11 protein-coding genes are annotated in these 13,743 nt (G+C 65.1%); 1 reads left to right on the forward strand and 10 read right to left on the reverse strand.

Annotation, left to right across the window (positions count from 1 at the left end):
* Nucleotide 1 precedes the first annotated feature (1 nt).
* The 7 genes from AC04SI_RS19725 to AC04SI_RS19755 all read right to left on the reverse strand — a co-directional run bounded on the left by AC04SI_RS19725 (nt 2) and on the right by AC04SI_RS19755 (nt 8,214).
* Nucleotides 2-1,555, reverse strand: coding sequence for an FGGY-family carbohydrate kinase (locus AC04SI_RS19725; RefSeq protein ID WP_404279489.1), 1,554 nt, complete (start codon nt 1,553-1,555; stop codon nt 2-4).
* Complete coding sequence (locus AC04SI_RS19730) at nt 1,555-2,679, reverse strand: ABC transporter ATP-binding protein (protein WP_404279487.1); 1,125 nt, start codon at nt 2,677-2,679, stop codon at nt 1,555-1,557. Before AC04SI_RS19730 ends, AC04SI_RS19725 begins: the two co-directional genes overlap by 1 nt.
* A complete protein-coding gene (locus tag AC04SI_RS19735; RefSeq protein ID WP_006206390.1) occupies nt 2,676-3,794 on the reverse strand; it encodes an ABC transporter ATP-binding protein in 1,119 nt (372 codons plus the stop codon). Before AC04SI_RS19735 ends, AC04SI_RS19730 begins: the two co-directional genes overlap by 4 nt.
* Nucleotides 3,795-3,799: 5 nt before the next feature.
* Nucleotides 3,800-4,657 (reverse strand): carbohydrate ABC transporter permease, encoded by an 858-nt coding sequence (locus AC04SI_RS19740; RefSeq protein ID WP_192183112.1) that lies wholly within the window; start codon nt 4,655-4,657, stop codon nt 3,800-3,802.
* Between the two features lie 9 nt (nt 4,658-4,666).
* The gene (locus AC04SI_RS19745; RefSeq protein ID WP_404279483.1) at nt 4,667-5,590 is read right to left on the reverse strand and encodes a carbohydrate ABC transporter permease; all 924 of its coding nucleotides are present in this window, start codon (nt 5,588-5,590) and stop codon (nt 4,667-4,669) included.
* Between the two features lie 158 nt (nt 5,591-5,748).
* A complete protein-coding gene (locus tag AC04SI_RS19750) occupies nt 5,749-7,194 on the reverse strand; it encodes an ABC transporter substrate-binding protein (RefSeq protein ID WP_006206393.1) in 1,446 nt (481 codons plus the stop codon).
* A gap of 45 nt (nt 7,195-7,239) precedes the next feature.
* On the reverse strand, nt 7,240-8,214 hold the full coding sequence (locus AC04SI_RS19755) for a sugar-binding transcriptional regulator (RefSeq protein WP_404279479.1): 975 nt from the start codon (nt 8,212-8,214) through the stop codon (nt 7,240-7,242).
* A gap of 197 nt (nt 8,215-8,411) precedes the next feature.
* Between AC04SI_RS19755 and AC04SI_RS19760 the strand changes: the two genes are divergently transcribed.
* Nucleotides 8,412-9,137, forward strand: coding sequence for an MgtC/SapB family protein (locus tag AC04SI_RS19760; RefSeq protein WP_404279477.1), 726 nt, complete (start codon nt 8,412-8,414; stop codon nt 9,135-9,137).
* Between the two features lie 25 nt (nt 9,138-9,162).
* On the opposite strand, the gene AC04SI_RS19765 is transcribed toward AC04SI_RS19760, so the two are convergent.
* From AC04SI_RS19765 to AC04SI_RS19775, 3 genes are read right to left on the reverse strand one after another with little or no spacing between them, the layout of a single operon-like run.
* Complete coding sequence (locus AC04SI_RS19765; RefSeq protein ID WP_404279475.1) at nt 9,163-10,386, reverse strand: VWA domain-containing protein; 1,224 nt, start codon at nt 10,384-10,386, stop codon at nt 9,163-9,165.
* A gap of 10 nt (nt 10,387-10,396) precedes the next feature.
* A complete protein-coding gene (locus AC04SI_RS19770) occupies nt 10,397-12,646 on the reverse strand; it encodes a DUF5682 family protein (protein WP_488474742.1) in 2,250 nt (749 codons plus the stop codon).
* Between the two features lie 5 nt (nt 12,647-12,651).
* Nucleotides 12,652-13,731, reverse strand: a complete 1,080-nt coding sequence (locus AC04SI_RS19775) for an ATP-binding protein (protein ID WP_404279471.1) — start codon at nt 13,729-13,731, stop codon at nt 12,652-12,654.
* Between the last annotated feature and the right edge of the window lie 12 nt (nt 13,732-13,743).

Below are 13,743 nucleotides of genomic sequence, written 5' to 3' on the forward strand. Positions count from 1 at the left end.
CTCAACGTGCTCTCGACGCGGCCATCGACCGCCAGACCGGACGCAGCGCCTCATGCGCCAATGTGTAGGACGGAGCCATCGCCTCGTAGATGGCGGCAAGTTTTTGGTCGCTCGGCTCGGCCGCACCGAGCAAGGGCGTGACCCATTCGGCGATGCAATCGTCCATCGAAGCGTATTGGCCGACGCACACCGCCGCGATCATCGCGGCACCCGCCGCACCCGCTTCTTCGCGCTCGCTGGTGCGGATGCCGGCGCCGACCGTGGCACCCAGGATTTTTCGCAAGGCCGGGCTGCGGGCAGCGCCGCCGGTGAGGCGGATTTCCTTGGGCAGCGGACCCATTGCGGCGTAGCAATCGCGCGCCGCGAAGGCCAGTCCTTCGAAGACGGCGCGCACCATGTCGGCATAACCGTGGCGCGAGGAAATGCCGACGAAGCCGGCCCTGGCATTGGCATCGACGAACGGGCCCCGCTCGCCGGCCTCCGACACATAGGGCTGGTAGATCAGCGACGCCGGCTGCGACGATGCTATCCACTGGTCGACAAGCGCGATCATTTCGCCGTTCGAGCGCGAAATCCCTTGCGAGGCGAGGATGCCGGAAGCAAGGCCGAGCACCCAGTCGATGTTGAGCGTCGCCGCCATGTTCGACTGGAGTTGCGCGAACACGCCAGGCGCCGGCATCGCCATCGTATAGCCGGTGGCAGCGTCGTTCAGCTGAACCTCGTCGGGCGTCTCGGCAAGCCGCATATGCATGCCGGTCGAGCCGATGATGGTGCAGCCCGGTTTGCGCTGCCGGTCGAACAGGCCGGCGCCGAGCGCGGTGCAGACGACGTCGACATAGGCGAGCACGACCGGCGTGCCGGCGAGCAGGCCGGTGACATCGGCGGCCGCCTTGGACAGGGCAGCGCTTTGCCTGGTGCCATCGACGATGTCAGGCAGGAGATGCCGGAGATCGCCGACGCCGAGCACATCGAGCACATCGTCGGAGTAGTCGCGGGTGCGGAAGTCGCCGAAGGTGAAGGTCCCTTCCGACGGATCGGTCGCCCGCTCGCCAGTCAGCCGGAAATAGAGCCAGTCCTTGCAGTGGAACGCCGTCGCGGCGCTCGTGAGCATGCCCGGCATGTTGCGCTTGATGAACGCGAACTGCGATCCCTGCTGGCAGGCGGCAAGACCGCTGCCGGTCTTTTCGAAGCGCAGCCGGTCCTCGGGCCGGGCGCGGATCTCCTCGACCACGGAGGCGGCGCGCGCGTCGAGCCACAGCCAGCCCTTGGCGACCGGCTCGCCGTCGGCATCGATCAGCCAGGTACCGTCGCCCTGCCCGGTCACCGCGATGGCGATGACGCGGCTGGCGAGATCAGGCACTTTGTCGGCAAGCTGGCGCAACGTGGTCGCCGTATCGGCCCAGGTGCGCGCCAGATCCTGCTCGGCGCCGCCGCCGGGCAGTGTCTCGTATTTGTTCGGCAGCGCCGCGGCTGCGATCTGCCGGCCCGCCGTTTCGAAGGCGACGGACTTGATGACAGACGTGCCGGCGTCGATGCCGATCAGCACATCCCGCATCAGGCAAGCTCCATCCCGTGCGAAATAGCATTGCCGCTCGCCTGGTCGAAGACATGCAGGTTCTTCGGGTCGATGCTGACATTGATCGGCGCGCCCAACTCCAGGCGGGTCCGGTCATGCTCGACCAGCACCAACGAGCCGCCGGCGAAATCGGCGGCGATATGCGTCTGGTCGCCGAGCCACTGGTTGGCAGAAACGGTGGCCGGCACACCGTCCTTGGAGCGGCGCACCGCATAGGGCCTGACGCCGATCACCACGCGCTCGCGGTTGAGGAGCTGGTCGCGGACCGGGGCGCTGAAGGCGTCCTTGTCGTAGTCGAGCGAGAGCCCATCGGGCAGCTTGAGACTGATCTTGCCGGCGGCATTGCCGACATAGGCCTCGAAGACGTTCATCGGCGGTTCGCCGACGAAGGTGCCGGTGAACAAATTGGCCGGCCGCCGCTTGATCATGTCGGGCGTATCGAACTGCTGCAGCACGCCGCCCTCCATCACCGCGATGCGGTCGGCCAGCGCATTGGCCTCGGTCTGGTCGTGCGTGACCAGGATCGCGGTCAGGCCGCGTTCCTTGATGAAATGCTTGATGCGGCCGCGCAGAACGGCGCGCAGCTGCGGTTCGAGCTGGCCCATCGGCTCGTCGAGCAGATGCAGGTCGGCATTGCGGATCAGCGCCCGGCCAAGGCTGGCGCGCTGCTGCTGGCCGCCGGAGATGGAGCTCGGATAGCGCTCGAGGATGTCCTCGATCTCGAGCAGCTTGGCGATGCTGGCGACCTTGGCGTCGACCTCGCTCTTCGGCAGCCGGGCCGCCTTCAGGGCGAAAGCCATGTTTTCGCGTACGGTGAGCGGCGGATAAAGCGAGTATCCCTCGAAGGCCATCGCCACATTGCGCTTGACCGGCGCCAGCGTGTGCACCTTGCGGCCGCCGACCGAGATCGCGCCGCGCGAAACCTCCTCGAAGCCGGCGATCATGCGCAGTGTCGAGGTCTTGCCGCAGCCGGACGAGCCGAGCAGCGCCACGATCTCGCCCTTGGCGATCTCCATTGTCAGGTTCTTGACCGCGTGCACGCCACGGTCGATCGGACCGTAGAACTTGTCGACGCCGGAAATGGTGATTGCCCTGGCGCTCATGCCGCTTCTCCGCTGCGCAAATTGACGACCTTGTTCGCGCCGATGCGCTCGCCGCTCGCATGATCGAACAGAAGCGCGCTTTTGCTGTCGACGGCAATGTGGGCCTTGCCTTCGGCCTGGCCCGGGGCTCCGGCCGGGCGCGAGACCAGGATTTCGCGGCCGCGCACGGTGCGCACCAGCGTGACGATCTTTTCGTTGAGCGGCGTCTCGGCCTCCACCGTCACGGGAAAAGCGCCGGGTGTGGCCTCATTGACGAAGCTCAGCGCTTCGGGCCGCAGACCGATGACGCAGTCGCGCCCGACCGCTGCCTCAAAGGCGCCGGCGAGATGGACCTGGACATTCGACAGGCCGACATAGATGCCCTTGGCGTCGCGCGCCGGCTTGACGTCGAGCAGGTTGATGGTCGGGTCGCCGAATAGCCTGGCGATCTCTATATTAGCCGGCTCACGATAGATCTGCTCGGGCGTGCCGAGCTGCCGGATGACGCCTTGCGACATCACGGCGATGCGATTGCCGAGCGCCATCGCCTCCTTGTAGTCCTGGGTGACGTAGATGACGGTCGCGCCACGATCGTGCAGAAGCCTCGGCAGCTCGAGCCGCATCTCGAAACGCAATTTGGCGTCGACGTTGCGCAAGGGATCGTCAAGCAGCAGCAGCGGCGGCGAGCCGACCAAAGCGCGGGCAAGCGCCGTGCGCTGCTTCTGGCCGTTGGACAGGGCACGCGGCTTGTGGCTCAGCACATGGTCGATCTTGAGCAGCTTTGCGACGCTTTCGACGCCGGCCTTGATCACGCCTTTCGAGGAGTGCCTGGCTTCGAGCGGCGACGCGATGTTGTCGAAGGCGGTCATGTGGGGGAACAGCGCGAAATTCTGGAACGCCATGCCGACGCCGCGGAACTCGGCATCGACGTCCGTCATGTCCTCGCCGCCGATCAGGATCTTACCCTCGTCGGGATCGATGACGCCGGCGACCAGCCGCAGCAGCACCGTCTTGCCGGCGCCGGACGGACCGAACAGGACCAGCGTCTCGCCATCGGCGACGGTCAACGACAGATCGTCCAGCACGGTCTGGCTCTTGTAGCGCTTGACGACATTTTTCAGTTCGAGGCTTGCCATCGGACCTATCCTTTCACGGCGCCGAGCGACAGGCCTTCGACGAGGTAGCGCTGCGCGTAGAGGGCAAGCGCCAGCGTCGGCGTGATCGACAGCACGATCGCGGCCGAGATCTGGCCATACTGGATGCCCGACGAGGTGATGAAGGCCAGCGCGCCGACGGTCACCGGCTGCTTGTCGGCCGAAGCCAGCACCAGGGCGAAGACGAAATTGTTCCAGGCGAAGATGAAGGCGAGCAGGCCGGCGGCCGCGATGCCGGGGCCGGCGAGTGGCAGCGCGATCTTGCGGAAGGTGGCGAACCAGGAATGGCCCCCGATGCGATAGGCGTATTCGATGTCGGCCGGAATGTCCTCGAAATAGCCGCGCACGATCCACAGGATCAGCGGCAGGCAGATCAGCTGGTAGACCCAGATCAGGCCGAAATAGGTGTTGGCCAGCCCGAGCTTCTGGAAATAGAGGGTCAGCGGCAGGAGCACCAGCAGCGCCGGCGCGAAGCGGAAGGACAGCAGCGTGAAGGCGATATCCTCAGAGCCGCGGAACTTGTGGCGGGCAAAGGCGTAGGCGGCGGGAACGCCGAGCAGCAGCGCGACGGCAACCGAGGTGACCGACAGGAACACCGAGTTCCACAGGTTGCGCATGAAGGCGATGTCGAGCGTGCCGGCCGCAGTCATCAGCTTGCCGGTGATCAAAGCGGTGTAGTTGGCCAGCGTCGGCTCGAAGACCAGCTGTGGCGGAATGCGCAGGATGGTCTCGTTGGTCTGGAACGACATCATGAAGATCCAGACGATCGGGAACATGAAGAAGATGACGACCAGCGTCAGCGCTATGCCACGCAGGATGCGTTCGAGAAGCGAGGTGTGTTCCATCCCGGCCTCCTATGCCTGGCCGCGGGCGCGTTCGCGCAGTCGCAGCCAGTTCTTGATGAAGATGTTCGACAGGAAATAGGTGATCGCCCACAGGATGATCATCAGCGCCGCCGAGCGGCCGACATTGGTCGACTGGAAGAAGTTGAGATAGGCCTCGACCTGGAAGACGGTCAGCGTGTCGCCGGGACCACCCTGGGTCATCGCGTAGATGATGTCGAACTGCTGGATGGAATCGAGCAGTCGGAACAAGGTCGCGGTCAGGATATAGGGCATCAGCATCGGCAGCGTGATGCGGAAGAAGACGAAGCTCCTCGGCACACCGTCAAGGGCGGCCGCCTCGAAGGGCTGCGTCGGCAAGCTGCGCAGGCCGGCAAGCAAAAGGATCATGATGAAGGGTGTGTAGACCCAGATGTCGACAAGGACGACGGTCAAAAGCGCCGTCGACGGCGACGAGGCCCAGCGGAAATCATGCAGGCCGATGAGGCTGGCGAGATAGCTCAGCACGCCGAAGCCCGGATTGGTCATGAGCTTCCACATCAGTGCGGCCAGCGCCGGTGCCGTCATCAGCGGCATCAAAAGCATGATCGAAATGAAATTGTTGAGCGTCGAGCGCTTCTGCAGCAGCATGGCGATGGCGAGGCCGAGGAGCAGTTCGAGCACGACGGTGATGCCGGCATAGAGCAGCGACACCTGCAGCGTGTTCCAGAACTTCGGGTCGGTGAAGAAGGAGATGTAGTTGTCGCCCCAGTTGAACTGCCGTGCCCAGGGCTGGCTCAGGCGGTAGCGCTGGAAGGAATAGACCACAGAGGTCAGGAACGGGATCAGGATGCCGATGCAGACCAGCAGGGCCGGCAGGCTGAGGAGGTAGGGCAGAACCCGCTTGCTGATCCTGAAGCCGGAGGGTCTGGCCCTCTGCACTGTCGCCGCAGTCATCTGCTGCTCCATCATTCCTGTTGCTTCGCCCTGCCGGGCCGCCCAGGGAGCCAGGCGGCCGGTCGGGCGAATTGGCGACGCCACCCGGCGCCGCATCGCGAACATGTAACCGACGGTCGAGGCTGGCCCGCCTCGGGCGGGCCAGCCTTCGTCCGATCCTAGCCGAGACCAGCTTCCTTGAGCTGACCATTGATGCTCTCGGCCAGCTTGTCGAGGCCTTCGTCGATCGGCACTTCCTTGGCCACCATCTTCTGCAGCGTCGCCGCCCATTCGGTGGTGAGGTCGAAGAAGAGCGGCTGCGCCGTGAACTTGATGCTGGCGCCCGGTGCGGAAGCGTCGAACATCTCGACATAGCCAGGATAGCTCTTGTTCAGCTTCTCGCGGAACACATCGTCCTTCCAGACCGACTGGCGGACCGGATTGACGAAGTCCATCTTGGTGGCGCCGAACAGCGCATGCTCGGGTCCGGAGGCCCACTGCATGAAGTACCAGGTGGCATCCTTGTCCTTGGAGAAGTTGGACATCGACAGCGACCAGATCCAGATGTTCGGGGTCGGCGCCTTGGCGGCCGGATTGGCCTTGAAGCCGGCGAAGGCGAGCTTGCCTGCCATCTTGTTGTCGCCGCCATTCATGAAGTAGCCAAGGATATCGGCGTCGAAGATCATCGCCGAGGCGCCGGCGCCGAGATCGGTGCCGACCTGGTACCAGGTGTAGGTCGACCAGTCCTTCGGACCGCTCTCCTGGATCATCTGCACCCACTGCTTGTGGAAGGCCTTGGATTCGGCGGTGTTCATGGCGGCCGACAGCTTGCCGTCGGCCGACACGTTCAGGTCCTTCTGGTCGAAATTGGCGTAGGCCGACAGGAAGCCGGGATGGATCGTCGCCCAGGAGCGCGAGCCGCGCACGCCGATGCCGTAGACGCCGCCACCGACATCCTTGGTGAGCTTGGCCGCCGCGGCCACCAGCTCGTCCATGTTGCCGGGCACCTTGACGCCGGCCTTCTCGAACATGCCATGATTGTAAGTGATGTTGTTCTGCTCGAAGCCCCACGGAATGCACCATTGCTTCGCGTCTTCCGAACCCAGTTCGCCGCCCGGCTTGCCGTTCCAGGCGCAGGAATTCCTGACGCCGGGCAGGAAGTCGTCCCAGGCATAGTTCGGATTGGTCTTGGCCGGATCCTTGATCCATTCGTTGAGGTCGGTGATCCAGCCGGCTGGGCCGTAGGTCCAGGTCATGTAGGCGCCGGTCATGAAGGCATCATATTCCGGCGAACTTGCCGAAAGGGCTGCGGTGACCTTGTCGAAATAGACGTCTTCCGGGAACACGTCATAGACGACGTTCATGCCGGTCAGCTGCTTGAAGTTCTCGAGGTTGGCGATCATCGCATCGGCATAGGGATGCTTGTTGAGCAAGAGCTTGATGGTCTTGCCCTTGTGCGCCTGCCAGTCGAAATCTGCGGCGAGCGCACGGGTCTGTCCGAAGTTGAGCAGCGTGCCGGCCGTTCCGGCGGCAAGGCCAAGTGCTCCGAGGCCCCTGATCAGGCCGCGGCGATCGACTTGTCCGCGCATGAACGCGTCGATCAGGTCTTTCTCTTTCTCGTACATTTTCTCTTCTCCTCCACAGGGTAGTTTCAACCAAAGCTTTGCCGGCTACCCGACCGGCGTCTGTTCCACGAGCGATCGCGCCGTCCGCTCGTCGGTTATCAGGCCCCTGAGATAGCGGCCCTCCAGCACTGACTTGATGGCACGAACCTTCACCTTGCCGCCGGCGACGGCGACAATCCTGCGATTGGCGATGTCCTCGCGCGCCAGCGCCAGCGCCCGGCTGGACACCGTCGTCGCCACCGGCTTTCCGGCCGCGTCGAAGAAATGGCCGAGCAACTCGCCGACGGCGCCGTTGCCGCGGGTCTCCTCCATCTCGCCCTTCTCGATCATGCCGGTGGCAACCAGCGAAGCCTCGCGCTCGGCGGTACCGATGCCGGCGATCAAAAGGTCGGCCGACCGCGCCAAATCGAAGACCTCGCTGATGCCCTTCTGGCCGAGCAGCACCGTGCGGTCCTCGGCGGTGTTAGCGAACATCGGCACCGGCATGACATAGGCTTCGGCACCGGTGCGTTCAGCCAGCCGATGGATGACGTCATGCGGGTTGGCCGAGAATTTGCGCGTCAGGCCGCCAAGCAGCGAGACGAAGCGGACCCCGTCGGCCGATATGCGCGGCAGGTATTCGACGCAGGCGGCGAGCGTGCGGCCGTGGCCGACGCCGATCAGCGTGCCCTCGCCGCGTTCGATCTCGCGTTTGAGGAACTGCGCGCCGGCAATGCCCAGCGCCTTCAGCGGCAGGTCTTCGGAATCGAAGTTCGGCACCACCTCGCAATAGTGGAGGCCGTAGCGGCCGGAGAGCTGGTCTTCCAACGCGACGCATTCGGAGACTTCGCCGTCGATATAGACTTTGACCAGCCCTTCCTGGTTGGCCTTGGTGATCAGGCGGTGCGCCTTGAGGCTGGTCAGGCCGAGGCGCTTGGCAACCTCGGACTGGGTCAGGCCGCCGGCATAGTGGAGCCAGGCGGCGCGGGTCGCCATGCTGGTCTCATCGTCGCGCAGCAGGCCGTTGCCGAACCCAACCATTTCCACCCTTTGATATTTTTATCAGTTGCTGCAAAATTTTTCACAAGGTTTTGCCGGAGTCAAGCGCCGCCTGTTCAAATCGTGCAACGGAGTGGCGGCGGCGAAGGGGAACCATCACTGCCCCAGCGATGTTGAGGGACGGTGGGGACGCGAATGTATGCGAGGACGCGGCGCGCCCAGGCCGCCAAGGTGGGACGATGTTCGAGCCGTTTTGCTGCGAGATGCCGCTTCATCCGACCTGGCCCGACCTCGCCGCGCGGCTTCTGCTCACGCTGCTGGCAGGCGTCCTCATCGGCTTGAACAGGGAGTCGCGCGGCCGCACCGCCGGGCTTCGAACGACTATCCTGGTTGGCCTTGCGGCTGCCATCGCCATGATCCAGGCCAACATCCTGCTCGACATGGCGGGCAAGGAGCCGGACACTTTCGGCCGCATGGACGTGCTGCGATTTCCGCTCGGCGTGCTGACCGGCGTCGGCTTCATCGGCGGCGGCGCCATCCTTCGGCGCGGCGAGCTCGTGACCGGGGTCACCACCGCCGCCACGATGTGGATCATGACGATGATCGGACTGGCGTTTGGCGGTGGCCAGTTCGGCCTGGCGGGGATTGCGACGCTGCTCACCCTGGTGACGCTCCAGGCCTTGAGATGGGTCGATCTCCGGATCCCGCGCGACCATCATGCGATCCTTTCGGTGTCCTGGGCAAAAGGATTGCCGCCCGACCTTCAGGAGATGGTGCGGCCGCTCGGCTACGCGGCGCGCTTTGTCGGCATGGAGCATGACGCCGGTCGCGACCGCTTCGTGTTTTCCTTCAACCTCGAATGGAAACAGCCCGATGCGATCGAACCTTCGACGGACGTGCTGGCGGTGGTCGGCCAGCACTGCGAGGTCGAGCGCTTTGAACTGGTCGGCGAGAAGACGTCCTGACCGGTGCCGGGACCACCGACGAAGCTCAGTCGCCTGGCTTCGGTGCTTCGGTCTCGGCGCGAACGACCTTGATGTCGGCCCCCGCCGCCCAGGCGCCGATATCCTCCCGCCGCAGGGCCGCCGCCATCATGTCCGGAAACAGGTCCGGCGTGCAGGCAAAAACCGGTATGCCAAGTCCGGCGACCGAACCGGCCATGGCGGGGTCATAGCCGGGCCGGCCCTGATCGGTGAGCGCCAGAAGCACGACAACATTGACGCCGGACCGGACCAGCGCTGCCAGCCCGCGCAACAATTCCTGGCCGTTGCCGCCTTCGTAGAGGTCGGTGATCAGCACGAAATGGGACTTGGTCGGCCGCTCGATGCGCTCGGCGCAATAGGCGACCGCCTGGTTGATGTCGGTACCGCCGCCAAGCTGGACGCCGAACAGCACTTCGACGGGATCGTTGAGGTCCTCGGTGAGATCGACAATCGCGGTGTCGAAGCAGACAAGTTTGGTGCGCACGACCGGCAGCGAGGCCATCACCGCGGCGAAGATCGAAGCGTAGATCACCGAGCTCGCCATCGAACCGGACTGGTCGACACACAGCACGACCTCGTCGAGGTCGACCAGCCGGCGTTGCTTGCGCATGAAGCCAACCAGCTTTTCCGGCACGATGGTCTTGTGCTCATGCTGGTAGTGGCGAAGGTTTGCCGAGATGGTGCGCGGCCAGTCGATATCGCGTTGGCGCGGGCGGTTGGTGCGTCTCGACCGGTCGAGCGCGCCGCGTATCGCTTCAGCGGTTTTCTGTTCGAGCCGCTGCATCAGCTTGGCGACGATGTCGGCGATGATGGTGCGGGCGATGTCCTTGGTCTTGGACGGCATCACCGAGCGAAGCGAAATCAGGTCGGCAACCAGATTGACGTCCGCCTCGATCGCCTTGAGGAATTCCGGCTCCATCAGCATCTGCTTCAGGTTCAGCCGTTCGAACGCGTCCTTCTGGACGATCTGCACGACCTGCGCCGGAAAGAAGGAGCGGATGTCGCCCATCCATTGCGCCACGCGCGGCGCCGACCGGCCGAGACCGCCACGCCGCTTGCGCGGATCGGCGGCAGCATCGCCGGCGCTATCGCCATAGAGGGCGTCGAGCGCGGCCGAAAGCCGCTTGTCGTCTTCGGAAAGCGCTGGCGATGTTTCGTCGGCGGCGCCGATCGCCAGGCGCCAGCGACGCTCCCTCTCGCCGTCCGGCGTGAGTGCACCTGGCTCGTTCATTTCGGCCTCGTCATCCATTGCCACCCCCCATGAGCAATGGTCCGAGCCGTTCCAGATGCCGGCGCCAGGCCTCGCCACCATCCGGCGCCGGCGTCAGGCCAGCCGGCAGGCGCGCGGCGCGGCCGAGAACCGCCTCGATCAGCCGCCGGCGCTCCATGCTGTCCAGATTGGAAAAGACGCGGCGCAGCAATGGCAGATGCGCGACGAAAGCCTCTTCGTCGAGCGATTTCAGCCACGCATCGACCGCGCCGCGCAGACCCTCGTCATAGATCAGCCGTTGACCGGCGGTGCTGAAGAAGCCCTCGAAGAACCCCGCCGCTTCAATGACCGGCGTTCCGGGAGACAGGCGTCGCCCGAGCAATCCGGCGGCGGCTTCGGCGGATAGCTGGCCGGCTTCGTAAAGCAAGTGCGCGGCGCATCCGGCCAGCAGCGCCGTGGATCGCGGCCCATCGAGCACGGCGGCCAGCCCGTCGCGCCATCCGTTCAGCACATCGTCCCCGGGTTCGATCAGCCTGATGGCTTCGTCGGCCTTGCGCAGAGCGCCGACCAGTGAAGCGGCAGCCTGCTGATCGAGATCGCGCACGGCATAGGCCAGCGCGATCGCCGCTTCGACGATCAGCCGCTCCATGAGGCCGGACAGGCGGTGCGTCTCCGTCTTGCGCGCCTCGCCATAGCGGATGATGTCGGCAAGCGGCGGCACCGACGCCAGGATTTCCAGGCATTCGCTGCTGTGCGCCGCGCGTGCCTCCAGCGCAACAAGGCCGGCGCTCGAGGCTTCCGACAGGTCGGCCGTGATCGCGCTCTGGACCAGGGCGGCAAGCGTGTCGAGGGTTGCCGCGGCGCCGATCATCTGGATCAGCCGGCCATTGGCGGCCTTTTCGATGGTCGGGCCGTAGACAAGGTTCTCGACCAGCCGAACGGCATATTCCGGCTCCCAGGCCAGCGTCCAGCGCTCGCGGAAGGTGCCGCGACTGCGCCCGGCGTCGGTCAATCTGCCCCAATGCACACCAAGCACGTTCAGGCGGTGCAGCAATGTCGAACGGAAAAGCCCGCTTTCGCTGCGCAGATCGACCGACAGTTCGCGCTCAAGCGCCTCGGGCTTCAGCCGCGCCGCCTTCTGGTTGCGCTGCAGATCCTCGATCAAGGGCGCCAGCGGCGTGTCGGGTGGAATTTCGCCAACGTCCGCACCCAGGAGCAGCTCAGCCTCGACCAGCGCCCACAGCAGCGCTTCGCCGTTGAACAGGGCGGCGACGGCAGCGTCGCGCAATTCCTCGAAACCGGGTTTCGGCCGCTCGCGAATGGCGGCGAGCGTACGGGCAAGCCGCTCCGCTTCGATCAGAGAAGCGGTCGAGATCAGATGACCCTTCTCGCGCAGCACCGCCGCAATCATCGCCAGCCACAGGGTTGCCCCGTCATGCCGGCCGCGCGTGCGCCAAAGATGCTTGCACCAGCCTGGCGCCACGACGCCCGCGCCATAGCCAAGGCCCGACGCCAGGCGCGGCCCCGTCCACGGCGCCCAGGTCATCGTGCTTTTGCGCCGGGCGATGCCCTTGAGCAGCGCCTGATCGGCTTTCTGGACGTGCGCTGCCTGGAGCGCCGGCACGTGCCATGCGCCGCAGACCACCGCTATCGGTCCCTCGAACTCCTTTCGCGCCGCGGCGATTTCGAGCCGCATATGCGCTTCGCGCCTGGCTTCGAACTTTGCGATCGACCCTTCACCTTCGCGCAGCGTCGCCATGGCGTCCGCGATGGCCGCGAAAATGGGGCCCGGCTCAGGGTTCTGTTCGACGATATCCGACCACCAGCTTTCGCCATCCTCGTAGCCGGCGGCATGCGCCAGAGTGCCGATCGGATCACGGCGATGCGGGTCCTCGTCATCGCCGGCTTCGCTGGCTTCGGCGGCGTCGGTGTTTTCCGCGGCATCGATCGCCTCGGCGGGCGACCGCGCCGACGACGGCAGATCGATGAAGCGCAACGTCGCCTTGTTGCCGACCGCCCAGAGGACCGCCTGATATTCGGGAGAGAACTCGGCAAACGGCCAGAAGCTGGTCGAGGCCGGGTCGTCCTCCGGGTAGCAGAGCAATGCCACCGGCGGCTGCATTTCCGGGCGGGCCAGCAGCGGCAACAACGCCGAAGCGTCACTCGGCCCTTCGATCAGGACGGCGACCGGCCGCAATTCCTGCAGCGCCTGTACCAGGCTGTCGGCGGAGCCGGGCCCGTGATGGCGTATGCCGAAATAGGCGATACCGCTGTGCCGCATCGGTATCAGATCGCCGCGTTCAGCGCCGCATAGTAGCCGGAATAGTCGGGCCGCTTCTTGAGCACCGTTTCCAGATATTCTTCCAGCACCACCTTGTCCTGCACCGGATCCTTGACGATCGCACCGACAAGGCTGGCGGCGAGACCTTCGGCGCCAAGCTTGCCGCCGTCGAACCAGGCCGCCTGACTGAGACCGCCAACCATGGTGGCGATGGCCTCTGCCGTCGATAGCGAGCCCGACGGTGTCTTCAGCGTCACCTTGCCGTCGGCGGTCGAGCCTGAGCGCAATTCGCGGAAGATGGTCAGCACGCGGGCGATCTCTTCGGCGACATTCTTCGGCACCGGCAGGTCGAGGCCGCCAGCCATCTCACCGACGCGCTTGGAGACGATCGAGACCTCTTCCGCCATGTCTTCGGGCAGCGGCAGCACCACGACATTGAAGCGCCGCTTGAGCGCCGAGGACAGCTCGTTGACGCCCTTGTCGCGGTTGTTTGCCGTGGCGATGATGTTGAAGCCGCGCTGGGCGTAGATCGAGGTGTTCAGCTCCGGGATCGGCATCATCTTTTCGGACAGCACGGTGATCAGCGTGTCCTGCACGTCCGAGCCCATGCGCGTCAGCTCTTCAAGCCGGCACAGCTTGCCGTCCTGCATGGCGCGATAGAGCGGCGTCGGCACCAGCGCTTCCTGGCTCGGGCCTTTCGCCAGAAGCTGGGCATAGTTCCAGCCATAGCGGATCTGGTTCTCGTCGGTTCCGGCCGTGCACTGCACGATCAGCGTCGAGTCGCCCATGATTGCCGCGGCGAGATGTTCCGAGACCCAGGATTTGGCGGTGCCCGGAACGCCGAGCAAAAGCAGCGCACGGTCGGTGGCCAAAGTCGCCACCGCGGTTTCCATCAGCCGGCGGCGGCCGACATATTTCGGCGTTATCATGGTGCCGTCGCTGGCCTTGCCGCCCAGCAGATAGGTCAGGACGGCCTTTGGTGAGAGGCTCCAGCCGGCGGGCTTTTGCTTGTCGTCGCCGCGCGCCAGCGCTTGCAATTCGCTGGCATAGGCCTGCTCGACCGGGAGACGGATGGCTGCGTTCATGGGTTCTTCTCC

It is taken from the genome of Mesorhizobium sp. CNPSo 4689, assembly GCF_057784325.1.